A 24,521-nucleotide genomic window follows, 5' to 3' on the forward strand; every position below is an offset into this window, starting at 1 on the left:
AATTAACATGAAAAAAGTCGCATTAATTGCCGGCGCAACAACAGGAATTGGGAAAGCTTCCGCTCTTCAACTAGCGAAAGACGGTTTTTCTCTTGTTTTAGCTGCTCGAGGTGAAGAAAAAGGTCTGTCACTTGTTCAAGAAATTCAGGAACTCGGTGGTGAAGCTGATTTTATCAAAACAGATATGAGTATTGAACAAGATGTTCAACGACTGGTTGATTTTGTCGTTAAAAAATACAATAAAATTGATTACTATTTAGGAAATCAAGGTGTTATTTATGAGCCCAAAATGTTTGATGAAACGCCTGAATCGGATGTTGATAAAGTGTTGAATGTAAATGTTAAAGGAACTTTTTTTGGTATGAAGCACGTAATCAAGCAACTTTTGAACCAAGAAAGCGGAAATATAACCATTATTGCTTCTTCATCAGGTATTCGCTCTGAAACAGGATTTGGCGTTTACTCTGCTTCAAAAAGAGCTGTCCTTGGATTAGTGCAAGACGCAGCTATTGAGTATGGCGCAAATAATATTCGGATTAACGCAATATGTCCCGGTGGAATTGTTACACCGCTTACGGATTCTACAATTGCATCTATGACTAAAAGTAAATTCCAACAACCTCGTCCTTCTGTCGCTTTATTAAACAATGGAGAACTTGGTGAACCAGAAGATATTTCTTCTTTAGTTTCTTATCTTGCCTCAGATCATTCGAAATATATGACTGGTGCTGTCATCAGCGTTGATGGTGGAATTACATTGTAAAACGCAAAAAAGAAGCATCGTTTTAGCTTCAATCATCAATTCTCCACTATTAAAAGGATAAAAATAAATAGAATGTGCCCCCTAAAATTAGTGAATAACTAACTTAGGGAGGCACATTCTGTTGTTTCACCCTTTTTTAGAACTCTTCTCTCGGTGATAACGAAGCGAACTTGTTGAACTCTTTAATAAATAACAATTCTACCGTTCCTCTGGCACCACTTCTGTTTTTTTCAATAATAACTTCTATAACATTGTCGATCTCAGGCTCTTCACGAGCACCATCTTCGCCTTCCTCACCACGATCATAATAATCATCACGATAAAGAAAAGCTACGATATCCGCATCTTGCTCAATAGATCCAGACTCTCGGATATCACTCAGCACAGGACGTTTATCCTGACGTTGCTCTACTCCACGGGATAACTGAGACAAGGCAATAACAGGAACTTTTAATTCCTTTGCTAATTTTTTCAGTTGACGGGAAATTTCAGATACTTCCTGCTGACGACTTTCACGACCGGTTCCTTCAATCAATTGTAGGTAATCGATCAAGATCAAGCCAAGATTGCCGCGCTCTTGCGCTAGTTTACGGCATTTTGCTCGAATTTCTGTAATTTTTATACCAGGCGTATCATCAATATAGATTTGCGCTCTAGATAAACTACCCATTGCAATAATAAGGTTTTGCCATTCTTCTTCTGATAACTGACCTGTCCGCAAATGCCCCGCTTCAATTGAACCTTCCGCACAAAGCATCCGATTTACAAGCGATTCAGCCCCCATTTCCAGACTGAAAATAGCAACAGAACGATCTGTTTTAGTCCCGATATTTTGGGCAATATTTAAGGCAAAGGCTGTTTTCCCTACGGCAGGACGAGCTGCCAGGATAATTAATTCCTCAGCCTGCAGTCCAGCTGTCATTTTATCTAAGGCTGGATATCCCGTGGGTAAACCCGTGATTTCCTCGTCGTTTTGATAAAGCTGATCAATATTAGCGATCGACGTATTCAATACATCGGCGATCGATAAAAAGCCGCTTCGATTTCTTTTTTCTGAAACCTCTAATATACTGCGCTCTGCATCATCTAAGATGGTTTCAACGTCTTCTCCTTGTTCAAACCCTTTAGTAACAATCTCTGTAGCGGTTTGAATCAAGTTACGGAGCAATGATTTTTGTTCGACGATCTTCGCATAGTAAACAATATTAGCAGCAGTTGGCACAGCTAAAGCTAAATCTGATAGGTAGCTTAAACCGCCAACATCTTCTAATAGATTTTCCTGCTCCAAACGATCTTTGATCGTGATCACATCAATCGCTTCATTTCGATCATTCAAGGTAAGCATAGTCTGAAAAATCAATTGATGATTACGGCGATAAAAATCTTTTGGTTCTATGTATTCTAAAGCATCGATAATAACCTCAGCATCTAAAAAAACCGACCCTAAAACGGCCTGTTCTGCTTCCATACTTTGGGGCGGTACTCGATCTTGCCATACTTCATTCATTTTTTTCTCTCCTATAGCTCAAATTACGCTTTTCAGTCTTTCTATTTTAACAAGAAAAAAGCAAAATGTACAATGACATTATCGTATCATTTCAGCTTAATGATAAGCAAAAAACAGAGGAAATCCCCTGCTTTTGCAAATTATTCTTCTACTACGTGAACTTTGATCGTTGCCGTTACTTCATGATGTAATTTCACTGGAACTTTTGTAAAACCTAAAGCACGAATCGGCTGTGATAATTCTAATTTACGTTTGTCTAATTTGACCTTATATTGCTTGTTTAAGGCTTCCGCAATTTGCTTTGAAGGAATAGACCCAAAGAGACGTCCATCTTCACCAGCCTTCGCTTTAAGCTCTACAACAGTCTCTTCTTTTTCTAAGAACTCTTGCATTTTTTTCGCTTCTGCTAAAATTTCAGCTTCATGTTTGTCTTGCGCTTTCTTTTGTCCGGCAAGAGCACTGATACTGCCTTTATTGGCTTCTTGAGCATAGCCGTTTTTGATTAGGAAGTTTTGTGCGTAACCTGCAGGTACTTCCTTAATTTCCCCTTTTTTCCCTTTACCTTTTACATCTTGTAAAAAATGACTTTCATACGATTATTCCTCCTCATACTAATTAATGATCAATCGTTTCTTTGAAACACTCGTACTTTTCAGCATATTTGTCGATGTACTGAAAAGTAAAAACGAGATCAGCTCAATAACTCCAACTGAAAATAAGAAATAACAGCTATAGTACTTTTTCCGATAAAACCATTTGATCTTTTTTCATTCAAAGCGAAAGCTACGGAACTTGATCATACATTACATCTATATTTTGCTGAATCACTTTCAGCAGCTGCTCTTTTACCTCAGCTACTGTTACATTAGTTAATTGTACCGCAGCGTTAGTGAAATGACCACCTCCGCCTAAATTTTCCATGATCAGCTGGACATTTATCGACCCGTTACTACGTGCGCTGATGCCGATTTGTTTATCTGTGCGTTTTGTTATTACAAATGCTGCATTGATTCCCACCATTGATAATAGCGTGTCTGCTGTTTTGGCCGCAGTTACACTATCATATTCCTTCTCTTCGCTACCAGTAACAATGACGGTATCTGGTGTGACATACTCACTTTTGGCAATCAAACTATTCATTTCCAAATAACTACTTAAATCTGAGCTTAATAAATATTGTACTAAAGATGCATCAGCTCCACAAGTTCTTAAATAACTCGCTACGTCAAATGTCCGCGCTGTTGTGCGCACACTGAAACTTTTCGTATCAACGACGATTCCAGCTAATAATAAGGTCGCTTCAAGCTTATCCAACTGTTTTTGTGTATTACTTTGATACTCAATCAATTCTGTCACTAACTCTGATGCTGATGACGCAGACGATTCGATATAAGCAAGCAAAGGTTTAGCCGGAAATTCATCCCCTCGGCGATGATGATCAATAATCACAACTTTAGCAAATTGTTCATATAGCTCCTGTGAAATTGAAAGTGACGGTTTATGGTAATCAACCATGATCAATAAACTGCTGTCAGTTTTTCTTTTCATTGCTTCTTTTGGCGCAATGATCTGTTTCGCCAATTCAGGATAATTCTCTAGCTCAACCATCACTCTTTCAACGTCAGGAATGCTTTCACTCTTATCTAATACGACCCACGCTTCTTTACCATGGAATTTTGCTAAACGTGCCATGCCGAAGGCCGAACCAATTGCATCCATATCTGGAAAACGATGTCCCATGATATACACATCCGAAGATTCAGATAATATTCCTTGAATTGCGGTACTCATCGCACGAGACCGAACACGCGTTCTTTTAGCGACAGATGCTGTTCTGCCTCCATAAAAAATCGGTTTGGCATTATCTTTGGCTTCTTTAACGACGACTTGGTCGCCACCTCTCACTAATGCTGTATCTAAATTAGTTTGAGCGGTGTTACCTGTCTGACTTAATGTTTCCCCACCATAAGAAATTCCCATACTTAATGTAATCGCTATCTCTCTAGTACTGGATTCTCTTCTGATTTTATCCAAGATTTGAAATTTTGAATCCATCATCTTTTTTATATCTTCCAACTGGGCAATGAAAAAGTAACGCTCTGCATTTAGTCTTTTATAAAAAACATGATATTCGTCCATCCAATCAGAAACCATGGTGGTAATAAAACTATTTAAGTAAGATATTTCTTTCTCATCCATATTATCCGTAATGTCATCATAATTATCAACTGAAACAATTCCAATTGCCGTTTGCATATCTAATTTCTCATGATATAAATTACTTTCTTCTGTAATATCTTTAAAAGTGATCGTATGCTGATCCGTATCAACATTAAACCGAAAAACATCATCACCGACTTTAAAAATATCTTTTCCTTTTTCAGCTAGCAGTACGTAGTTATTTATTAGTTCTGGACTAATGAGGGTTTGTCCATCTTTACGAAAAATAGCTTCTGCAAAAGGATTTAGCCATTTTGGTTCTTTTGTATCAGAATCGTAGTTTATAATCCCGACTGATACTTCATTAAAAGCATAATCTAATGATTTTTCTGCAATAGTGCTTGCTTCTCTAATTTTTTCTGCATTCGATATCTCAATTTTTTGATTAGATAAAAGATCCGATTAATCAAAATAAGATTGAGTATTAGTAATCCAGCAATATACATATATTGATTAGATATGAAGAAAAATAGTACTATTTCCAATAAAAAGAGAACGAATACAGAACCCAAAATCCGTTTCATTCTAATCTTTTTCATTATTAAGACTCCTCCATTATTCTACAGATAAGGTTATTTTATCATAAAAATACAATTTCTGCGAACAGCCAAATGTTTCACGTGAAACATTTAAAATTGATTATGTCAGCTGCAGTAACTAGTATTAAGATAGCACTGATTGACTATAGTATCTTATTTACCGCCTATATGTAGTTACCTACATCTCTTATCAATTTATTATATAATAATTACTCATTCAAGGTATAAAAATATTATAAAAAAGAGATCAAAGAATTAATCCTTTAATCTCTAATATATTCTATATTATTGCTCTTCACCAACAAATGGTAATAAGCCCATGATACGTGCACGTTTAATCGCAATTGTTAATTTGCGTTGGTTCTTAGCGCCAGTACCTGTTACACGACGTGGTAAAATTTTTCCACGTTCAGAAATGAATTTTTTTAGTAATTCGATATCTTTATAATCAATATATTCAATATGGTTAGCAGCGATATAATCGACTTTACGACGTTTACGCCCGCCTCTTCTTTGTTGTGCCATTCTTATTCCCTCCTATCAAATTCGTTTAGAATGGTAAATCATCATCTGAAATGTCAATAGTCGAACCTGAACCACTAAATGGATCAGAATCTCTATCAAAATCAGGCATACCGTTATTGCTAGACTGAGAGGATGATTGATTAAAATTGTTTTGTCCTGAAAAATTATTGTTCTGTGGTTGTTGGAAACTTCCACCACCAGCATTATAAGTTGGTGTTGAATCTGATCCATCTGTTGTTTGTCTTTGTTCTGAAGCAGAACGAGACTCTAACAACTGGAAATTCTCGCAAACAACTTCGGTCACGTATACACGTTGACCTTGTTGATTCTCGTAATTTCTAGTTTGAATACGACCAGTTACGCCTAATAATGTACCTTTACGCGCATAGTTTGCCATTGTTTCAGCAGGTTTACGCCAAATCACACAGTTAATAAAATCGGCTTCACGATTTCCATTTGCATTCGTAAAGTTACGGTTTACCGCTAAAGTAAACGTCGCAACCGCCGAACCACTAGATGTATATCGTAAATCGGGATCTTTTGTTAGTCTTCCAACTAATACAACGTTGTTAATCATTTAAACATCTCCTTTCGTCAATTCCGATGTTTCACGTGAAACATTTGGATTATACTTCTTCCTTGATAATCATGTGACGGATAATACTGTCATTGATTTTAGCAAGACGATCAAATTCATTGATTGCTCCTGCAGTTGATGGAGAAGATACTTTAACGATATGATAGATGCCTTCACGGAACCCGTTCATTTCATATGCTAAGCGGCGTTTTTCCCAATCTTTTGATTCGATAACTTCTGCTCCGTTATCTTTCAAAATTGTGTCGAAACGTTCCACTAAAGCAGTTTTTGCTTCTTCATCAATGTTCGGACTAATAATGTACATAATTTCGTAATTCGTAGCTTGACTCATTGATTTTCACCTCCCTATGGACTTTAGGCTCTTAGATTGCTAAGAGCAAGGAGAGTTATCTAAAATATATAGACTACTCACAATTTTTTATTATACATCTAAAAGCTGATAAAATCAAGCATTCTCTGCAATCTTTGATTTTTTTTTTATCAAGTCAATTCTCTCTCATGTCTTACTTTAATATACGCCTAAATCGATTTTTTTCATTTTTTTATTTATAATTTAGGTTATTTATTTTTCATGGTATACTATCCTTGTTCGAAATTGCACAAATAATTTGAAGTAGTTTGAAAGGATGCTGTTACATTGAATAAATTGTTAGATTACCAACCGCTCAACTTGTACACGAATTATCTTGAGGCCGCACTTAAGGCCCCTGAAACTGCTATTATTCATGACGAATCTTTACCAGCTTTTCCTGAACTTGGAACCAATTATACCTATAAATTAAGCCACGAAACGATTTTAAATCGTGCTTATCAACTGGCTAGCCTAGGTGTCAAAGCTGAAGATAAAATCATTATTTTTAAAAGCTCAAAATTCGATACGTATTTATTAGCAGTTGCAGCATCGTACTTAGGTGCTATTCCAGCAATGATTTCTTATCATTTTCCAGCTGAAACGATTGAAGTTTTTGTCGATCGTTTGGAAAATCCGTTTATTTTATTCGATGATGAAACGGCAGAAAAAATTGCTAAAGTAAAAAATAGTTCACCAGAAAAGCAAATTTCACTTACAAGACTTTTACAAGCACCTACTAATGAGGTGCCTCAAGTGGAATTACCTACAGATATGATTGCTTATATGACACATACCTCTGGAACAACTGGGATTCCTAAATTAATTTGTCACTCCGCTAATTCTATGGGGTGGCGGACAAAATGGCAAAAAACGATTTTTACAAAAATTGCTGAGAAAAAACTTGTTGGCTTTCATATTTCACCGGTTCATTCTCGTTTTAACATTGGAATTTCTTCTTTGATGGCAATGGGTTTTCCGATGATGCCTTTATCGATCTCAAACAGCGATTCAGTTTCAAAAATGCTCACAGAACATCAACCGATAGCTGTCGAAACTCATCCAAATAATTTTGTTCAATGGACAGCATTGGCGAAAAGACAGCCCGAAGTGTTCGCAAGCGTTCGTTACTACCATTCTACTTTTGATGCTATCAACAATGCTACAATGGCTAGTTTCTTAAAAGCTTCAGAAAAAAATGAGCCGATTTTCCTTCAAGTTTATGGACAAAGCGAATGCGGGCCGATGATCTTAAAAGCTCATACGTTAGAATCGCTTAAAACATCTGATGCACGTGATATGGGAGTTGGTTTAGAAGGTTTGACTGAAGCACGTATCGCAGATAAGGATGGAAATGTTCTACCTGTCATGACGGATGGACACATCCAATTTTTATCTAAGGGACGTGCACTAACCTACTATAAAGAAGATGACCGCTTCCAAGCAACTGTTTTTGGCCCTTGGTGGGATAGTGGTGATTACGGCTTTATGGATGAAAACGGTCATTTATTCCTTAAAGATCGTCAAGTAGACTTGATTGATAAAATCGATAGCAATCTGGCAATTGAGGATCATTTATTGGATGCTCTTGATTTTCTTCAAGAAGTGATCATTGTTAGAGCCAAAGATAATTCTCCTCAACCGATTTTAGCAGTTGATCCAAAACAAGGAATGGATTGGGATGCTTGGTGGGAACAAGTTACTGATTTACCTCATTTAAATAAACCGATCATTATGGATTGGGACGAGATTCCTCGTACAGCTACAATGAAAGTCCAACGACTACAGATTGAAAAGTCACTGAAAGAAAATTAATCCTCTAGACTAAAAAAAGAAGTGAGCGGGGCATGACTCGAAGAGTCATGTCCCGTTCACACATAATCCGGATAAACGGTGAGAGCAAAAGCTCTCCCTTCAAAAATAAGCTAAAATTCACGAAAAATGTTCTTCAACTTTTTGTGAATCTTAGCTTATTTTTCGGGATTAAACACTTGTCCCATCTTCATTTATCAATAAAGTGTCATACGTACCATATTTCAATAACGTTTCTTGAGATAAAGAAACACCAATTCCCAATCCGTCAGGTACATTAAGTTCGCCATTTTGAATTTCAAAAGGTTCTGTAATAATGTCCTCGTAGTAATAACGGTCAGAAGCTGAAATATCTCCTGGAAAAGTAAAAATTTTTTGAGAAGCAAACTGTACATTTAAAGCTCTTCCCACACCAGATTCAAACATTCCGCCTAACCAGACCAGTAATCCCTTTTCTTTGCAGAAATCGACTATCTTCATGGCTTCTGTGATGCCACCTACTCTAGGAATTTTTAAATTGATACTCCGACAGCTTCCCAAAGAAAAGGCCAGCTCACAATCTTTAAGCGTCCGAATATTTTCATCTAGACAAATATCTGTTTGCAATTCTTTTTGTAATTGTGCGTGATCTAGAAAGTCATTCGCTGCAAAAGGTTGTTCAATCATGGCTAAATCATACCCATCTAATTGGAGTAAATGAGGGATATCCTTAATGGTATATGCCGAGTTAGCATCCACCATCAGAGGTATATCGGGAAACTTATTTCGGATTACATCAATTGGTTTGAGATCATAACCTGGCCGAATTTTTAATTTAATGCGTTGGTATCCTGCTGTTACATACTCTGTAATTTGATCCAATAATTTAGCTAGATCAGTCTGGATACCCACACTAACTCCAACAGGAATTTGTGCTCTCGTTTTGTTAAAATAAGTTTTTAAGCTCTTTCCATTACGTTTAGCATATAAGTCCCAGATTGCCGTCTCAAGCTAGATTTCGCCATTTGATTGCCTTTTACTTCATCAAAGAGAAACGAGACTTCTTTAGGATGTTGAATTTTTGCATTTTTTAGTAAAGGAATCAAGTGGTTTTCAATGATTATCCGAGCTGTATCAATTGTCTCTTCTATATAATCCGGCTGTTCAAAGGGAACTAGTTCACCTATACCTTGATTTCCCAATTCATCACTCACTAATAAAAGATCAAAGGCCTTCTCTGTCAAACGACCGTAACTAGTTTCAAATGGAATCCTTAGAGGCAGTCGAACACGATAACGGTCAATGCGATCAATTTTCAACGACATTTCCTCCTTAAGATTTTATCTTTTTTCAAAGCCACTAGACACAAATGCCATAACGAGCTTCTCAAATGTCTCCGGCTTTTCTAAATGAATACAATGCCCTGTATCACTGACTAATTCAATAGAAAAATCTGGTTGCTTTTCTTGCATTTTTTTAGCAATTTGTTGAAACTTAGGATCTAATTCCCCAACTATCAGCAGTGTGGCAGCTTTTACCTTACCTAGTTCTTTCCAAAAATCTGGTTGAACACCTGTCCCCATGAACCATAAACTACATGCCAAACCAAAGCCTTGTTGTGATAGTCGTTCATTTCGAAGAGCCTGCTGAACTTTAGGCGCCAGCCTTTTTTGACTCTCGAAAAGAGGTAGTTTTTCCCATTTTTCAACAAATATTTCAATAGGATGACTCATAATAAAACCAGCTAGATGTTCATCAGAATGTTTACGCAACCTTCTCTCTGTCTGCTTCTCTAAGCCAGGAGAACCGCTCTCTAAGATCAGTTGATGAACCTTTTGAGGAAATAGGCATGCGAAGCCTAAAGCTACTCTAGCACCCATTGAATAGCCTAATAAGGAAAACTCAACTATCCCTAGTTGTTCGATCAGCAAAGCAATATCCTGACATAAACAAGTCATTTGATAGCGGTAAGGATGAACATAACAATCCGTTCGACCATGACCGATTAAATCAATCGCTAAAATATTTATAGCACTAGTTTTTCGAAAAACTGGCGCAAATGTTTGACTTGTTCCTGTGAACCCATGAAACAAACTAAAGTTGGTTGATTTTCCTTGTAATCAGACAGCCATTCATAATAATAAGTTACACCATTTATGTTATGATTCATTTATTTTTCCCTAGCTCTTTTTTCAAACCAGCAATAATCTTCTCATACAAAAGTACATTTTCCTGACGATCACCGATGACTTCTATTATTTGGAACTTCGGTTGTTTCTGTGTTATTGCCAGTAGTTGTTCTAACTGCTCTAAACTCTCTGCTTTTACATACTCAGCATCGTATAATTGAGCAACTAAAGAAAAATCTAAATCGATCGGTGTTCCAAAAATTGGTTCAAAATCCTCTTCTTCCAATTGACGCTGTGAAAGAAAAGAAAAAATACCGCCGCCATTATTGTTCAGTAAAACAATCGTCAATGGTAAATTGTATCGTTTGGCCAATAATAAACCGTTCATATCGTGATACATCGCTAAATCGCCGATCAATAAAACATTCTGACGATCTGGATTTGTCGCACACATTCCTAAAGCTGTTGAAACAATCCCGTCTATTCCGTTGATCCCTCGATTGCCGAATAACTGATAATGATTATTTTCAGGTGTTGAAAAACGATCTAAAAAACGAATCGCATTGCTATTTGATACAAACAACTGACCATTTTTTGCCATTTTTTTGTGAACCAAGATACTGGCCGAAGTTTCATTTAGAGTCTTCATCTCTCTAAGATCGGTTAATTGTTTTTCCGTTGTTTTCTGCCAGCCGATCCATTGCTGACTCCACGAATTTGAGGTTTCTGTCTTAACGCGCTCTATCAATTTCTGAATGAACAGTTGTTCATCTGCTTGGATGGCAATTTGAGTCTGCTTTAATTGATCCTGCCATTCACCTGTTTCATCAACGAAGTAGATCTTCGTCCTATTGCTAAGTGATTGCAGCCAAAACATCGTATTTTTTGAGATTGGAAGCATGCCAAACCGAACCACTACTTCTGGATATTGGTTCATATCGACTTCTTGAATAAATAAGTCCGCATAACTCATAATCAACGAGCTTTCTTTAGGACAAGCAGTAATATTTGCCAAAGGATCACTAAGAATCGGCCATTTCAGTGTTTCTGCTAACGCAATAAACACTTCAGCTTCTTCTGGTGTATGGCTTCCGCTACAACTAAAACCCCTCTTTTTCCTTGCCATGCATCAACAAATTTCATTAATTGTTCTTCTGATAATTGCTTTTTGCCTGCTATAATTTCAGTTTTTCTATCAACAAGCAACCGTCGATTTAAATCAGGCAGTAATGGTTCTCTCAACGGAAAATTTAAATGAACCGGGCCTTTTGGTATTTGACAAGCAGTATCTGTAGCGCGCATACCTTGCCAATACGCATAATCGAGCATTCCCTTAGTTCCTTCTGGAATCGCCATTTCTATAAATTCTTTCACATGGCTTTGAAATAAATGGAATTGATCCATTGCTTGCGGTGCACCCACTTGACGCAATTCATGCGGTCGATCTGTTGTTAGAATGATCAATGGAATATGACTAGCATTTGCTTCACAAATCGCTGGATAATAATTTGCGGCTGCCGTCCCAGATGTACACAGTAAAACAACAGGTTTGAGGCTTGTTTTACTTAATCCTAAGGCAAAAAATGCTGCAGAACGTTCATCGACTTCAATAAAAGTTTCGATTTTTTCTTGTCGATGCAGCAATAACGCTAGTGGTGTAGAACGAGAACCAGGACTTATTACAGCCTGCTCTACTCCACTGCTGATTATTCCTTCAACAAAAGTTTGTAAATAGCTTGTCATATCACTTTGATTTGTCACGATCATCCCCACCTATTCCTCTTAACATCGGTTGAAATTTGATTTGTGTCTCTATTCGCTCTTGCTCTGCTATTGAGTCTTTAACGATACCACAACCGGCATATAAGTAGCCGCTATCTCCAGAAAACACTGCTGAACGTATCCCAACCGCAAATTCTCCTACATCCTCTTTGATAGCGACCCAGCCGATCGGCGCACCATATAACCCTCTATCTAAAGGTTCGTGCTCCTTTAGCCACTTCAAAGCTAATTCCTTCGGCTCTCCACCTAAGGCTGGTGTTGGATGTAATTGCTGGATTCCTTTCAAAAAACGATAATCATTTTTCCGCTGTCCTTCAATCGGTAAATGTAAGTGCTGAATATCACGATTTTTTAATAATTGTGGTGGTTGTGCCTGAATCACAGCACCTGTCATTGATTCCAACTCTTTAATGATTCTGTCTACAACAATTTTATGTTCTTGTCGATTTTTCATATCGTTCAATAAGTAATTTCCCAACTCTAGATCTTCTGTTTCCGTTGTTCCACGTGAAACAGAGCCAGCAATACTTGCCGTTGAAAAGGTCGTTGTAGAAGCTTTCAACAAGCGTTCTGGTGTTGCACCAATGAATACATGCTCGTCTGATTCCAACAAAAAAAAGTATGTATTCGTTTGCTGTTGCTGAAGATTTTTCAAGATGGCATCGGCCTCGAATGGACTATTGCTTTTTACCTTCATTTGTCTAGCTAAAACAACCTTTTCTAAAGGTCCTGCTTCTTTTAACTTCTTGACCGTTTCATCAACAACACTCATCCATTGCGATACCGCAACTTCTTCTGCTGTTATCTGCCCAGTAGTCTCTTCGTTTTCTTTTACTTGAGTATTCATGATTTCAGTGAATTGTGTCGTAAGATATAGCCACTTTTTCTGTAATACCTCTTCCGTTGCCGCGCTAAAATTGATGGTAATATAGCGATGCTCCTCGACCTGAGTCAGCAAAAAAGTTGGTAGATAAAACAAGCCTTGTTCCATCGGTCCCCATTCATTTTGTTCTACAAGTTTATCATCAAAAGGAAACGCACCAAATAATATCGCTCCGGCTCCTGAAATAAAGCGATTTTGATAGATTTTTGCTTTTTCGCCTAATATAAATGTCTCTACTTGTTCAAATGATGCGTGGTCATAGGTCAGTTCTTCTTCTTTACCAAACCCGACTAACATAATATCTTTTTCTGGTGTTTGCCAATAAAACCGCTCACCTTTAAAGGCTTTTTGCCCCTTCATAAAATAAGTACGCAAAGAATCTTCAGATTCATTTAATTCTTTGATCCAGCTAAATTGACGATAGCCTTGTTCATACGCTTGCTCTAGTTCTTTAGGAATGCTCATTTGCTTAAAAAAGCCTCCCTTTCTATTGTTGTTAAGCGGTGTTTCGCTAATTTTCCACTTGCTGTTTTAGGCAGCGAATGACACAAATAAATTCGTTTAGGCAGTTTAAATTTTGCTAAATATGTTTTAGCAAAGGTATTTATTTTTTCCACCGTAATCATTGGATCTCCAACGATATATGCAACTGGAACAGCTCCCCATTTATCATCTATTTCACCAACTACAGCAACTTCTTTTACACCGGGAAACTCTTGTAATACATGTTCAATTTCCGTTGGATAAATATTTTCGCCGCCTGAAATGATCAATTCACTTAATCGACTGACTAAATACAGATATCCTTCTTCATCCAGATAACCCATATCACCTGTTTTAAACCAACCATCTGTTGTCCATTTCACTGTTTGCCACTTCTCACCATGTAAATAGTGTGAAACAACATTTTTTCCTTTTAATAGAATTTCTCCGACTTCATTTTCTTTCAACTGTATTTGATATGCATCAACAATTTTGATATGCATGCCTACTAAAGGTTTCCCCGCAGAGCCGATTTTTAGTGCAGCGTCTTCAAAGCGCAAGGCAACGACTTGAGAGCAAGTTTCAGTCATTCCATATGATTGGATCACAGGAATTCCATAACGCTCGCATTTTTCTAATGCTTTGGGTGAAATAGGACCGCCACCAAGCAACATTGCCTTGAAATTTGAACTATAGCCTTTCTTCGGATAGTTTTCTAGTAATTCCTTCAACATGATTGCAACAACAGAAATTACTGTTCCGCATCCTTCAGCTAAGTCTTTTGTTACTACTGTTGCATCAAACTTACTATATAAACGCAGGCTACATCCCAAGACTAACTGCCGAACTATGATGGACAAACCACTGATATGAAATAATGGTACTGGACAAAGCCAACAATCATCAGGTGAAATACTCATATTTTCTTGTGTTGCTAGAGCGCTGGCAAGATGATTGCTAAATTGCTGTATCACCCCTTTAGGATTACCTGTTGTACCTGAGGTATACATGATTGAAGCTGTTGCCTCCAGTTGATAGAGCGAAGGTGACTCCATCAATGATTCTTCTGTACTCGTTGATTTCGACATTTCAATACTCATGATTTGAGTCAATTCTGAAAGAAAAGGTAACCTTTCAGTAGAAACCACCACCAAATTCACCTCAGCATCGGTCAATTGGTAGTGGAGTTCTTGTAAACTTAAATGTGTATTTAGCAAAACGAGCTCTTTGCCTAACTCCCACAAAGCTAAAATCGAAAAATACATTTCTTTTGAATTTCGGCTGAATAGAGCCACTCTTTTCTCCTCATATGGAATCTTTGAAGAAAATTCTACTGCCCACTGTCTAACTTCCCGTCCAATGTCAGCAAAAGACCAGACTTCATCTTGCCAGTAAAAAGCAGGATGATTTGGTCTTTCATTTACTTGTTTTTGTAGCCAACTACTCATGTTTGTCACCCTTTATGGAAATTTAGGAAATTGGTCGAAATCTGGATCACGTTTTTCTTTGAATGAATCGCGTCCTTCTTTTGCTTCATCCATCGTGTAATAAAGTAGTGTTGCGTCTCCCGCTAATTGCTGAATTCCAGCTAATCCATCTGTATCAGCATTTAAAGAAGCTTTGATCATACGTAATGCAAGCGGGCTTTTCTTCAACATTTCTTCTGCCCATTCCATCGTGACATCTTCTACTTCGGCTAAAGGTACGACTGTATTGATCCATCCCATATCCAACGCTTCTTCCGCTGTATATTGTTTGCATAAGAACCAAACTTCTTTGGCTTTTTTATGACCAACCACACGTGCTAAATAACCTGAGCCGTAGCCGCCATCGAAACTTCCAACATTGGGCCCAGTTTGACCAAATTTAGCGTTGTCTGCTGCAATCGTCAAATCACAAACAAGCTGAAGGACATTTCCTCCACCGATCGAATATCCTTTGACCATTGCAATGACTGGTTTTGGAATCACACGAATCAAGCGTTGTAAATCTAAAACATTCAAACGAGGAACACTATCTTCCCCAACATAACCACCATGTCCACGAACTTTCTGATCACCACCAGAACAAAAAGCGTTGTCTCCTGCACCAGTTAAAATAATTACGCCGACATCTTGTTTATCACGGCTGATGTTGAATGCATCAATCATTTCCATAACTGTTTTTGGTGTAAAAGCATTGTGCACTTGAGGGCGATTGATCGTAATTTTCGCCACTTTACCTTCTTGTTCAAATAAAATTTCATCGTATTCTTTGATCGTTGTCCAGTTTCTCATGAGGAAACCTCCTTATAATTTTAAAAGCGAAACAAATCGGGTAATCCTGTAGAAAATTAGGAAATTGACATTGAAACGCTTTTAGTTTCACTGACAATTTATCTATTTTCCTAAGGATTGATTTGTGCAGCTAGATAGTTTAAAAGCGGAACAAGCTGCTTAGCTCTGACAGAAAAATAGGAAATGATGACTAAGGTGCTTTTTTCCTAGACACTAACCTGTATAACCAAATTAGTTTTCAATGCTTCTATTATACACAAATATAGAAATTTTAGAATGATAGGCGATTTAGAGAATAGTGAAAGATTCTATGAAGTAGGACCAGGAAATACGCATTATTGCATCTTTTGCTTTAGAAGAAATCAATAAAATACTGCCGCCAAAGCTAAATAAGTAAGAGAATTGGTCAAAGAAATAGGTACGCAAAAATAAAAGTAGCTAAACCATTATCCAGCTCAACTACTCTTATTTTTTATTCCATATACGTACTATTTGTAGGTACTACTTGTGCGCCAAATGGCATCAATGCTAACTTGGCTAGTTTAAATGACTGCATTCCAAATGGAATACCGATGATTGTCACACATAAAATAACTCCGCTGACACAGTGGCCTACTGCTAACCAAAAACCACTGAAAACCAACCAAAGGATATTTACTAAAAATGAGGTCGTACTCGTACTATAAACCACTCTTTTTCCAAATGGCCAAAAACTTAACCCTGCAAGCTTGAAACATTGCAAACCAATCGGAATTCCAACAATCGTAATACACCAAATAATTCCCGCTAAAAGCCATGTCAAACCTCCAAAAAAGCCTCCAAAAATAAACCAAATAATATTACCTAGACAACCCATTCTTAATTCCTACTTTCTGCTTAATTCATTATAAAAATAAATTATACTATAAAAATAGAATTTAAACCCTCACTTTATGCATAAGATTATCTGTTGCTTTTTTTGAAATATTCTCTTACAAAATCTTGGTGATGGAATACATTTATAATAATTGCTATGCTCAACAGTCAAATGACTGGTTTATGTATGCCTTAACTCGCCTATGGTATACTTAAGTGATAAAGATAAGGAAAGGATCGATCTTAGTGCATTTACTAGACTATCTAAAAATCGAAACAACTGAGTTATCTAAAGAAAAAGTTGTCTTAACGATGAAAATAGGCGATTATCACAAACAACCTTATGGTATTTTACATGGAGGAATGAATGGCATTTTGATTGAAACTGCCTGTAGTCTAGGTGCTAATGAACAACTAGATCAGGATTCCTATGCAGCTGGTATCGATCTTCAGGTCAACCATCTAAAAAGTGTTGCAGATGGCACTTTGACTGTCGTTGCTACAGCTGATCGTGTCGGACAAACGATCCAAGTTTGGGAAGGTAAAGTCTTTACTGACTCTGGGGCATTGATTGCTGTTGGACGGTGCACATTGATGAGTCGAAAATTAAAGAAGTGATGACAACAAGGTTGGAACAAAAACTTATTTCTAACGCAGCTGTCTTTTTACCACCATTTATGTGAATTTTAAAGGAGGTTGGGTCAGAAGTGTTTAACCCCGAGAAATAAGAAGAGATTCACGAAAATTGCTCTTCAAATTTTTGTGAATCTCAGCTTATTTCCGAAGGGGTTGCTTCTGATTCCACCGTTTATTCGGATTTAGAGTCCGAAACAAAACTGATTTTTAGTTTTGTCCCGGACTCTTCTTTTTGCCTCTTAAAAAATCGTTCTTGCTAATCCAATCAGCATTCCCATCACTGGTACTAATACCCAGATCCATGAATTCCAATTATTTTTATTGTCTTCTTTCATCGTCGCTAAACGTAATCTCAAGTTCTCGTTTTCTAATTTTAATACTTCGATTTTTTCATTTTGGTTTGTCATATTTATCCGCTCCTAATTAGTTGATAAGCTTATTATGACGGATTCCGCATCAGAAAAATAGAAGCTTTTGTCAGGAATCAACATGACAAATGTCATCCTCTTTTTCAAGTCTTATTACTAGATTATTTCCCCTGTAATAACTTTTAAATTCATTAACAAAGAGGTCATTATCTCTAATTCTCTTTGATCCACCTCTGAATATTTTTTATTCATGATTTTTTCTCTTTCTTTTTTGACAAGTAAATACATTACATTTAATTCTTCTGAAGTTAGATTTGATAAGTAAACATGGTTTGGTTCTGAATAGGCGAAAGCTTCTATCTCAAATGTTTCTGGATTTCTTTTCAAACTCGTCCTGATCTGAAAACCATTTGAAAAAGTAATCATCTCAACATAAAGATACTCTGAAAAGGTAATTGGTCTACGTTCATAAACAGTTGTTTTCCCCCCGAATATGTCCAATATATTTTCAAGAAAGTTTGATAATGCTGTTCCAATATTTAATTGCTTTGAAAAAGTTTTAGATAGTAATAATTTCTCCTGTGTCATAATTTTTACCTCTCACTTCTTATTACCCTTTATTATAATCATACTTTTTTCCAAAACAAAGCGAAACGATATTTCATTTTTTTAAATTTAAATTTTACTCTTAAAATTCAGTAATTTTGTTTCTCCTCATATCCTTTGATGATTCAGTTTCTTTAGACTAAAAAGAGTGGGCAATAGTCAGAAAAAAATCTGATTATTGTCCCACTCTTCTATTCATATGCTTATTTTTTATTCTTCTGTCGTTGTATCTGTATCTGGTGTTTCAGTTTCAATAACTGTTGTTTCCACACCTTCAACTTCTTCAACAATTTCATCTGGCTCTGGTTCAACAACGGCCATCGTTACAACTTTTGCATCATCTTCCATTCTCATCAAGCGAACACCTAACGTAGCACGTCCTGTTTGAGAAACTGAATCAACATTGAAACGAATAATAACACCTTTATTGGTGATCACTAGAATATCTTCATCACCACGAACGGTAGTAAGTCCTGCTAGTGGTCCGTTTTTCGCTGTAATGTTAGCTGTTTTGATTCCTTTACCGCCACGGCCCTTCACAGGGTACTCAGAGGCTTTCGTACGCTTACCGTAACCATTTTCCGTCAACACTAGAACTTCCGTGTCAGCGTCCAGTAAAGAGGCTCCTACGACGTAATCATCTTCTCTTAGACGAATACCGCGTACACCCGATGCTGTACGGCCCATATCACGAACTGCAGTTTCAGCAAATGTCACAGAATAACCATTGTGTGTGCCGATGATCATGTTTTGTTCACCATTTGTTAAGACAACATTGACTAGCTCATCATCTTCTTTTAGACCAATTGCGATCAAACCATTACTTCTAATGTTAGAGAATGCTTTAACAGCTGTACGTTTAACAGTCCCTTTACGGGTCGTGAAGAATAGATAGTGTCCTTCTTCTGCTTGTCCTTCAACCGCGATGATTGCTTGGATTTTCTCACTAGAATCGATCCCTAACATGTTGATCACGGGAATTCCTTTAGCTGTTCTTCCGTATTCAGGAATTTCATAGCCTTTAGCACGGTAAACTTTCCCATTATTCGTAAAGAATAGTAATGTATCATGGGTTGAACAAGAAACAAGGTTTTTCACGAAGTCATCATCGTGAACGCCCATTCCTTGCACACCACGTCCACCACGACGCTGCGCTCTAAATTCACTGTTTGCTACTCGTTTGATATAGCCATTATTCGTCAAAGTAATAACGACTTCAGCTTCTTCGATCAAGTCTTCATCTTCTAAACTTAGGACTTCACCGACTAATAATTCTGTACGACGAGCGTCACCATATTTATCATGAATTTCACCAAGTTCTGTTTTAATGATTTCAACAACACGTTCAGGACGAGCTAAAATATCATTCAAGTCAGCGATGAATTTCAATAATTCTTGGTATTCATTTTCAATCTTGTCACGTTCCAAACCTGTTAAACGGCGTAGACGCATGTCTAAAATCGCTTGAGCTTGACGATCTGAAAATTCAAAACGTTCGATCAAAGAGGCTTTCGCTTCATCATCTGCTTTTGAATTTCGAATAATTGCGATGATCTCATCAATATGATCTAAAGCAATTCGCAAACCTTCTAAGATATGAGCACGCGCTTCAGCTTTTTTCTTATCAAATTCAGTACGACGTGTAATAACTTCTTTTTGGTGCTCGATATAATTTTCAAGAATTTCTTTCAAGCTTAAAATCTTAGGAATTCCTTTTTCAATTGCCAGCATATTAAAACCAAAAGAGGTTTGTAATGCGGTCATTTTATAAAGGTTATTCAAGATAACAGAGGCACTGACATCGCGACGAACATCAATGACGATGCGCATCCCCTCACGAGAAGATTCATCACGTAAATCAGTGATTCCTTCGATTCTTTTTTCACGATGTAATTCTGAAATTCGTTCGATCAAACGGGCTTTGTTGACCATATACGGCAACTCAGATACTAAGATACGTTCTTTACCGTTCGGCATATCAACGATCTCAACTTTAGCACGAATCGTAATCGATCCTCGACCTGTTTCATAGGCGCGACGAATTCCTGATTTACCCATAACTAATCCACCTGTAGGGAAATCTGGACCAGGCAATACTTCCATCAACTCATTCGTTGTTGCTTCTGGATTTTCCATCAGCAAGCTTGCAGCTTCGATAACTTCAGCTAAATTATGAGGCGGAATATTTGTTGCCATCCCAACAGCGATCCCTGTTGTTCCATTTACTAAAAGGTTAGGAAAACGTGCTGGCAGTACATCTGGTTCTTGTTCTGAATCATCGTAGTTTCCATGAAAATCAACTGTATTTTTATTGATATCACGAAGCATTTCCAACGCAATTTTGCTCATTCTAGCCTCGGTATAACGCATGGCAGCGGCACCGTCACCATCGACAGAACCGAAGTTTCCGTGTCCATCAACGAGCATACTGCGGTAACTAAAAGGTTGAGCCATCCGTACCATTGCTTCATAAATCGATGAATCTCCATGTGGATGGTACTTACCCATAACATCCCCAACGATACGAGCTGATTTTTTATGTGGTTTATCAGGTGTTACACCTAACTCATTCATTCCGTATAAAATACGGCGGTGAACTGGTTTTAACCCATCACGAACATCTGGCAACGCACGAGCCACAATAACGCTCATCGCATAATCAATGAAGGATTCTTTCATTTCACTGGTCAGATTGACGTCTTGAATGTTCTCTTTGATTTCTTCACTCATGAATCTGTCTCCTTTAAATTTATTGGTCCGACCTTCAAAACTAAGTACTTTTAGTACTTAGTTTTGGATGTGATCGAAGCATAAGCGTAGTATCCGCTACCTCTAATTCGCTTTGCTCATAGAATAGAGGTTCTCCTTCTTCATTAAATATCTAGATTTTTCACGTAATGGGCATTTTCTTCAATAAATGCTCGGCGTGGTTCAACACGGTCTCCCATCAACATTTCAAAAATTTGGTCGGCTTCGATCGCATCATCGACACTGACACGTGACATCAAACGTTTTTCAGGATCCATGGTTGTTTCCCATAATTGATGATCATCCATTTCTCCAAGACCTTTATAACGCTGAACACTTGGTTTTGGACTAGCAGGTAGGCTCTCTAAAACTTGAGCTAGTTCTTCCTCAGCATTTTTCCCTGGTTGAACGTATGTGATATTTTTTCCTTGTTTGACCCCATATAAAGGTGGTTGAGCGATATATACATAGCCGGCCTCAACAACTGGACGCATGAAACGATAGAACAACGTTAATAGCAACGTACGAATATGTGCGCCATCGACATCGGCATCGGTCATGATCACTAGTTTGTGGTAACGCGCTTTCGACACATCAAAATCAGCTCCAAAGCCTGTCCCCATCGCAGTAAATAGTGAACGGATTTCTTCATTCGCTAAAATTTTATCCATACTGGCTTTTTCAACATTCAAGATTTTCCCACGAATCGGTAAAATCGCTTGGAATTCACGACTACGGCCTTGTTTTGCTGAACCGCCGGCTGAATCTCCTTCGACGATGAAGATTTCGCATTTTTCAGGATCTTTACTTGAACAATCGGCTAATTTACCAGGTAAATTACTGATTTCAAGTGCGCCTTTACGACGTGTCACTTCACGTGCTCGTTTAGCAGCCATACGAGCTTTAGAAGCAAGTAGGCCTTTTTCTACGATTTGTTTCCCAACAGTTGGGTTTTCCATCAAGAATTTATTGAAATACTCAGAGAATAAGCGATCTGTAACCGTACGAACTTCTGAGTTTCCTAATTTTGTTTTCGTTTGTCCTTCAAATTGAGGTTCTGGATGTTTGATAGAAATAACAGCTGTTAATCCTTCACGAACATCTTCCCCTGTAAGGTTTTCGTCATTTTCTTTCATGATCTTTTGTTTACGAGCGTAATCATTGATCACACGCGTTAATGACGTTTTAAAACCTGATTCATGTGTTCCGCCTTCATACGTATGAATATTGTTGGCGAAACTTAATAAGTTAGTATGGTAACCATCTGTATATTGCATCGATACTTCGACGATGATGTCTTGTTGTTCCCCTTCAATAAAAACAGGTTCAGGGAATAACACATCTTTATTCGCATTCAAATGTTCTACGTAACTCTTGATTCCGCCTTCGTAGTGATACTCTTTCAAGACAGATTTTTCTTCACGTTTATCTTCAATAGAAATTTTTAGCCCTTTATTCAAGAATGCTAACTCTCTAACACGCGTTGCTAACTTATCAAAATTAAAGACAGTTGTTTCTGTAAAAATTTCTGGATCTGGAACAAAATGGACAGTCGTTCCATGACGATCTGTGTCACCGATCACTTTTAAGTCATCTTTGACAGCTCCTTGATGGAATTCTTGGAAATAAATTTTACCTTCTTTATAGACTTTTACGTCTAATGTTGTCGATAGAGCATTAACAACAGAGGAACCTACTCCGTGAAGTCCGCCGGAAACTTTATATCCGCCGCCGCCAAATTTTCCTCCTGCATGGAGAACGGTAAAGACCGTTTCAACTGCTGGACGACCTGTTTTGGCTTGAATACCAACTGGAATTCCCCGTCCATCATCGACAACAGTGATACTGTTATCTTCTTCAATTACTACTTGGATACTTGATGCAAAGCCAGCCAAAGCCTCATCGATGGAATTATCCACGATCTCCCAAACTAAGTGGTGTAAACCTTCTGAACTCGTCGATCCTATGTACATACCAGGACGTTTACGAACCGCTTCAAGACCTTCTAATACCTGAATCTGACTGGCATCATATTCTTGGGCACGTTCTTTCATGTTTTTTTCTTCTTCTGTCATACTTATGCTTCCCTCTCTATCTCTCCCTGATGAACGTAAAATATATCCGGTTCAACAGTTAATTTATTGTTTAAATGATCCAAACTTGTGGTTGTTAAAAAAGTCTGGACCTTTCCTTCAATCGTTTCTAGCAGGTGCAATTGTCGTTCATTATCTAACTCACTCATGACATCATCCAATAACAACACAGGATATTCGCCCGTTTCTGAATACATTAAATCAATTTCCGCAAGCTTTACGCTAAGAGCCGTGGTTCTTTGCTGGCCTTGTGAGCCATATGTTTGGACATTTTGTCCGTTTACATTAAAAATCAGGTCATCTCGATGAGGACCTAAAAAAGTATTCGCCTTAAACAATTCTCGTTTTCGGCTATCAAGAAGGCTCTGCAGCAATTGCTTTTGGATCTCTTCTAGTGAAAAATTTTCTTTATCTAACGGGATACTTGAAAAATAGTCGATCGCTAATTCTTCTTTTTCATGGCTGATTTTTTTATGCAGTAAATTCGCCCAGTGCTCTAGTTTTTTGATAAATTCTAGACGAGCAAACAAGACTTTACCACCAAATTCCGCCAATTGTTCAGTCAAAATATCAAGATAAACATGATCTGACTGTTTTTTTTCAGCCAATTGTTTTAAATATTGATTACGCTGTTTTAAGACAGACTGATATTGAACCAAATCATACAAATAAATTGGATTGACTTGACCTAATTCCATATCGATAAACTTACGTCGTAATTGAGGTGAACCTTTAACTAAGGATAGATCTTCTGGTGCAAATAAAATAACATTTAATTGCCCAATGTATGAACTTAGTCGCTTTTGTTCAATATGGTTGACCTTTGTCTTACGGCCTTTGTTAGAAATAATGATCTCAAGCGGCACAGTGCCTGTCTTCTTTTCAATGACACCACTGATTCTGGCTGAATCAGAATCCCAATGGATCAGTTCTTTTTCATTGCTGGTTCGATGACTGCGAGTCATAGCTAAAACATAAATACTTTCTAAAAGATTCGTCTTTCCTTGTGCGTTTTCCCCTAAGAAAATATTTAGCGTTTTAGGAAAATCTAAGGTCAGCCCATCATAATTACGATAATGCTGTACCTCGATTTCATTCAGTCTCATCGACTGCCTCGCCTTTTTTGACCATAAAAAAAGTACCTTCTTCAGGTATCTCGAGCATCATACCGGCATATAGTTTTCTGCCGCGGCGATTCTCTAATTCCCCATCCACGAAAACACTATTCTCAGCTAAATACCATTTGGCAGCTCCGCCACTGCTGATAACGTCGGCTTCTTTTAAGACTTGACCAAGTGTCATGTAATCTGTTTCTAAAACAATCGTCTTTTTCAAAATGCATCCCTCTTTTTTGTTTTCACTTTTACTCT

The 24,521-nt window shown here is 37.5% G+C and carries 18 protein-coding genes and 4 pseudogenes; 3 read left to right on the plus strand and 19 right to left on the minus strand.

Features of this window, described 5'->3' with window-relative positions; translation table 11 throughout:
- Positions 1-7: 7 nt before the first annotated feature.
- Positions 8-763 (plus strand): SDR family NAD(P)-dependent oxidoreductase, encoded by a 756-nt coding sequence (locus tag V192_RS0107745; protein WP_025870548.1) that lies wholly within the window; start codon positions 8-10, stop codon positions 761-763.
- 136 nt (positions 764-899) lie between these two features.
- Here V192_RS0107745 and dnaB read toward each other — a convergent pair whose 3' ends face one another.
- The 6 genes and pseudogenes from dnaB to rpsF all read right to left on the minus strand — a co-directional run bounded on the left by dnaB (position 900) and on the right by rpsF (position 6,483).
- Positions 900-2,270: a replicative DNA helicase gene (gene dnaB / locus V192_RS0107750; RefSeq protein WP_010766608.1), complete on the minus strand. Its 1,371-nt coding sequence runs from the start codon at positions 2,268-2,270 to the stop codon at positions 900-902.
- Positions 2,271-2,410: 140 nt separating this feature from the next.
- Positions 2,411-2,851: pseudogene (gene rplI, locus V192_RS0107755) on the minus strand (50S ribosomal protein L9); the annotation flags it as partial.
- Between the two features lie 202 nt (positions 2,852-3,053).
- Positions 3,054-5,029, minus strand: a pseudogene (locus V192_RS19655) (DHH family phosphoesterase).
- A gap of 285 nt (positions 5,030-5,314) precedes the next feature.
- Positions 5,315-5,554, minus strand: a complete 240-nt coding sequence (gene rpsR / locus V192_RS0107765; protein ID WP_010762117.1) for a 30S ribosomal protein S18 — start codon at positions 5,552-5,554, stop codon at positions 5,315-5,317.
- 25 nt (positions 5,555-5,579) lie between these two features.
- Positions 5,580-6,131, minus strand: a complete 552-nt coding sequence (ssb, locus tag V192_RS0107770) for a single-stranded DNA-binding protein (RefSeq protein ID WP_025870561.1) — start codon at positions 6,129-6,131, stop codon at positions 5,580-5,582.
- Positions 6,132-6,180: 49 nt separating this feature from the next.
- On the minus strand, positions 6,181-6,483 hold the full coding sequence (gene rpsF, locus V192_RS0107775; RefSeq protein WP_025870563.1) for a 30S ribosomal protein S6: 303 nt from the start codon (positions 6,481-6,483) through the stop codon (positions 6,181-6,183).
- A 306-nt stretch (positions 6,484-6,789) separates the two neighbouring features.
- Here rpsF and V192_RS0107780 point away from each other — a divergent pair, with 306 nt between their 5' ends.
- Positions 6,790-8,316 (plus strand): AMP-binding protein, encoded by a 1,527-nt coding sequence (locus tag V192_RS0107780; RefSeq protein ID WP_025870565.1) that lies wholly within the window; start codon positions 6,790-6,792, stop codon positions 8,314-8,316.
- A gap of 168 nt (positions 8,317-8,484) precedes the next feature.
- Here V192_RS0107780 and menC read toward each other — a convergent pair.
- From menC to V192_RS0107815, 7 genes and pseudogenes are all read right to left on the minus strand, one after another.
- A pseudogene (menC, locus tag V192_RS19660) lies at positions 8,485-9,617 on the minus strand (o-succinylbenzoate synthase).
- 15 nt (positions 9,618-9,632) lie between these two features.
- Complete coding sequence (gene menH / locus V192_RS19665) at positions 9,633-10,385, minus strand: 2-succinyl-6-hydroxy-2,4-cyclohexadiene-1-carboxylate synthase (protein WP_420834554.1); 753 nt, start codon at positions 10,383-10,385, stop codon at positions 9,633-9,635.
- A gap of 73 nt (positions 10,386-10,458) precedes the next feature.
- Positions 10,459-12,182 (minus strand): annotated as a pseudogene (gene menD / locus V192_RS22720) (2-succinyl-5-enolpyruvyl-6-hydroxy-3-cyclohexene-1-carboxylic-acid synthase).
- On the minus strand, positions 12,166-13,551 hold the full coding sequence (locus tag V192_RS0107800; protein WP_025870567.1) for an isochorismate synthase: 1,386 nt from the start codon (positions 13,549-13,551) through the stop codon (positions 12,166-12,168). Before V192_RS0107800 ends, menD begins: the two are co-directional and overlap by 17 nt.
- Positions 13,548-15,017: an o-succinylbenzoate--CoA ligase gene (locus V192_RS0107805; protein WP_025870570.1), complete on the minus strand. Its 1,470-nt coding sequence runs from the start codon at positions 15,015-15,017 to the stop codon at positions 13,548-13,550. Before V192_RS0107805 ends, V192_RS0107800 begins: the two co-directional genes overlap by 4 nt.
- Positions 15,018-15,029: 12 nt before the next feature.
- Positions 15,030-15,845 (minus strand): 1,4-dihydroxy-2-naphthoyl-CoA synthase, encoded by an 816-nt coding sequence (gene menB, locus V192_RS0107810; RefSeq protein WP_025870571.1) that lies wholly within the window; start codon positions 15,843-15,845, stop codon positions 15,030-15,032.
- Positions 15,846-16,317: 472 nt separating this feature from the next.
- The gene (locus V192_RS0107815) at positions 16,318-16,701 is read right to left on the minus strand and encodes a YccF domain-containing protein (protein ID WP_025870573.1); all 384 of its coding nucleotides are present in this window, start codon (positions 16,699-16,701) and stop codon (positions 16,318-16,320) included.
- A gap of 245 nt (positions 16,702-16,946) precedes the next feature.
- Between V192_RS0107815 and V192_RS0107820 the strand changes: the two genes are divergently transcribed.
- A complete protein-coding gene (locus tag V192_RS0107820; protein WP_025870575.1) occupies positions 16,947-17,318 on the plus strand; it encodes a PaaI family thioesterase in 372 nt (123 codons plus the stop codon).
- Positions 17,319-17,575: 257 nt separating this feature from the next.
- Here the strand turns inward: V192_RS0107820 and V192_RS21525 are convergent, their stop codons facing one another.
- From V192_RS21525 to yaaA, 6 genes are all read right to left on the minus strand, one after another.
- Complete coding sequence (locus tag V192_RS21525) at positions 17,576-17,743, minus strand: hypothetical protein (RefSeq protein ID WP_158001096.1); 168 nt, start codon at positions 17,741-17,743, stop codon at positions 17,576-17,578.
- Positions 17,744-17,860: 117 nt separating this feature from the next.
- Complete coding sequence (locus V192_RS0107830; RefSeq protein WP_025870577.1) at positions 17,861-18,292, minus strand: hypothetical protein; 432 nt, start codon at positions 18,290-18,292, stop codon at positions 17,861-17,863.
- Positions 18,293-18,520: 228 nt separating this feature from the next.
- Positions 18,521-21,040: a DNA gyrase subunit A gene (gyrA, locus tag V192_RS0107835; RefSeq protein WP_025870579.1), complete on the minus strand. Its 2,520-nt coding sequence runs from the start codon at positions 21,038-21,040 to the stop codon at positions 18,521-18,523.
- 143 nt (positions 21,041-21,183) lie between these two features.
- Entirely contained in the window at positions 21,184-23,133 is a 1,950-nt protein-coding gene (gene gyrB, locus V192_RS0107840) for a DNA topoisomerase (ATP-hydrolyzing) subunit B (protein ID WP_025870585.1), read from the minus strand.
- 2 nt (positions 23,134-23,135) lie between these two features.
- Complete coding sequence (gene recF / locus V192_RS0107845; RefSeq protein WP_029948180.1) at positions 23,136-24,257, minus strand: DNA replication/repair protein RecF; 1,122 nt, start codon at positions 24,255-24,257, stop codon at positions 23,136-23,138.
- Complete coding sequence (gene yaaA, locus V192_RS0107850) at positions 24,244-24,486, minus strand: S4 domain-containing protein YaaA (protein ID WP_010762135.1); 243 nt, start codon at positions 24,484-24,486, stop codon at positions 24,244-24,246. Before yaaA ends, recF begins: the two co-directional genes overlap by 14 nt.
- Between the last annotated feature and the right edge of the window lie 35 nt (positions 24,487-24,521).

Source organism: Enterococcus crotali (assembly GCF_000633635.1).
Classification (GTDB): Bacteria; Bacillota; Bacilli; order Lactobacillales; family Enterococcaceae; genus Enterococcus_L; species Enterococcus_L crotali.

Coding starts and splice junctions, on each gene's coding strand:
- V192_RS0107745 (WP_025870548.1), top strand. CDS start 8: ATGAAAAAAGTCGCATTAATTGCCGGCGCAACAACAGGAATTGGGAAA.
- dnaB (WP_010766608.1), bottom strand. CDS start 2,270: ATGAATGAAGTATGGCAAGATCGAGTACCGCCCCAAAGTATGGAAGCA.
- rpsR (WP_010762117.1), bottom strand. CDS start 5,554: ATGGCACAACAAAGAAGAGGCGGGCGTAAACGTCGTAAAGTCGATTAT.
- ssb (WP_025870561.1), bottom strand. CDS start 6,131: ATGATTAACAACGTTGTATTAGTTGGAAGACTAACAAAAGATCCCGAT.
- rpsF (WP_025870563.1), bottom strand. CDS start 6,483: ATGAGTCAAGCTACGAATTACGAAATTATGTACATTATTAGTCCGAAC.
- V192_RS0107800 (WP_025870567.1), bottom strand. CDS start 13,551: ATGAGCATTCCTAAAGAACTAGAGCAAGCGTATGAACAAGGCTATCGT.
- V192_RS0107805 (WP_025870570.1), bottom strand. CDS start 15,017: ATGAGTAGTTGGCTACAAAAACAAGTAAATGAAAGACCAAATCATCCT.
- menB (WP_025870571.1), bottom strand. CDS start 15,845: ATGAGAAACTGGACAACGATCAAAGAATACGATGAAATTTTATTTGAA.
- V192_RS0107815 (WP_025870573.1), bottom strand. CDS start 16,701: ATGGGTTGTCTAGGTAATATTATTTGGTTTATTTTTGGAGGCTTTTTT.
- V192_RS21525 (WP_158001096.1), bottom strand. CDS start 17,743: ATGACAAACCAAAATGAAAAAATCGAAGTATTAAAATTAGAAAACGAG.
- V192_RS0107830 (WP_025870577.1), bottom strand. CDS start 18,292: ATGACACAGGAGAAATTATTACTATCTAAAACTTTTTCAAAGCAATTA.
- gyrA (WP_025870579.1), bottom strand. CDS start 21,040: ATGAGTGAAGAAATCAAAGAGAACATTCAAGACGTCAATCTGACCAGT.
- gyrB (WP_025870585.1), bottom strand. CDS start 23,133: ATGACAGAAGAAGAAAAAAACATGAAAGAACGTGCCCAAGAATATGAT.
- recF (WP_029948180.1), bottom strand. CDS start 24,257: ATGAGACTGAATGAAATCGAGGTACAGCATTATCGTAATTATGATGGG.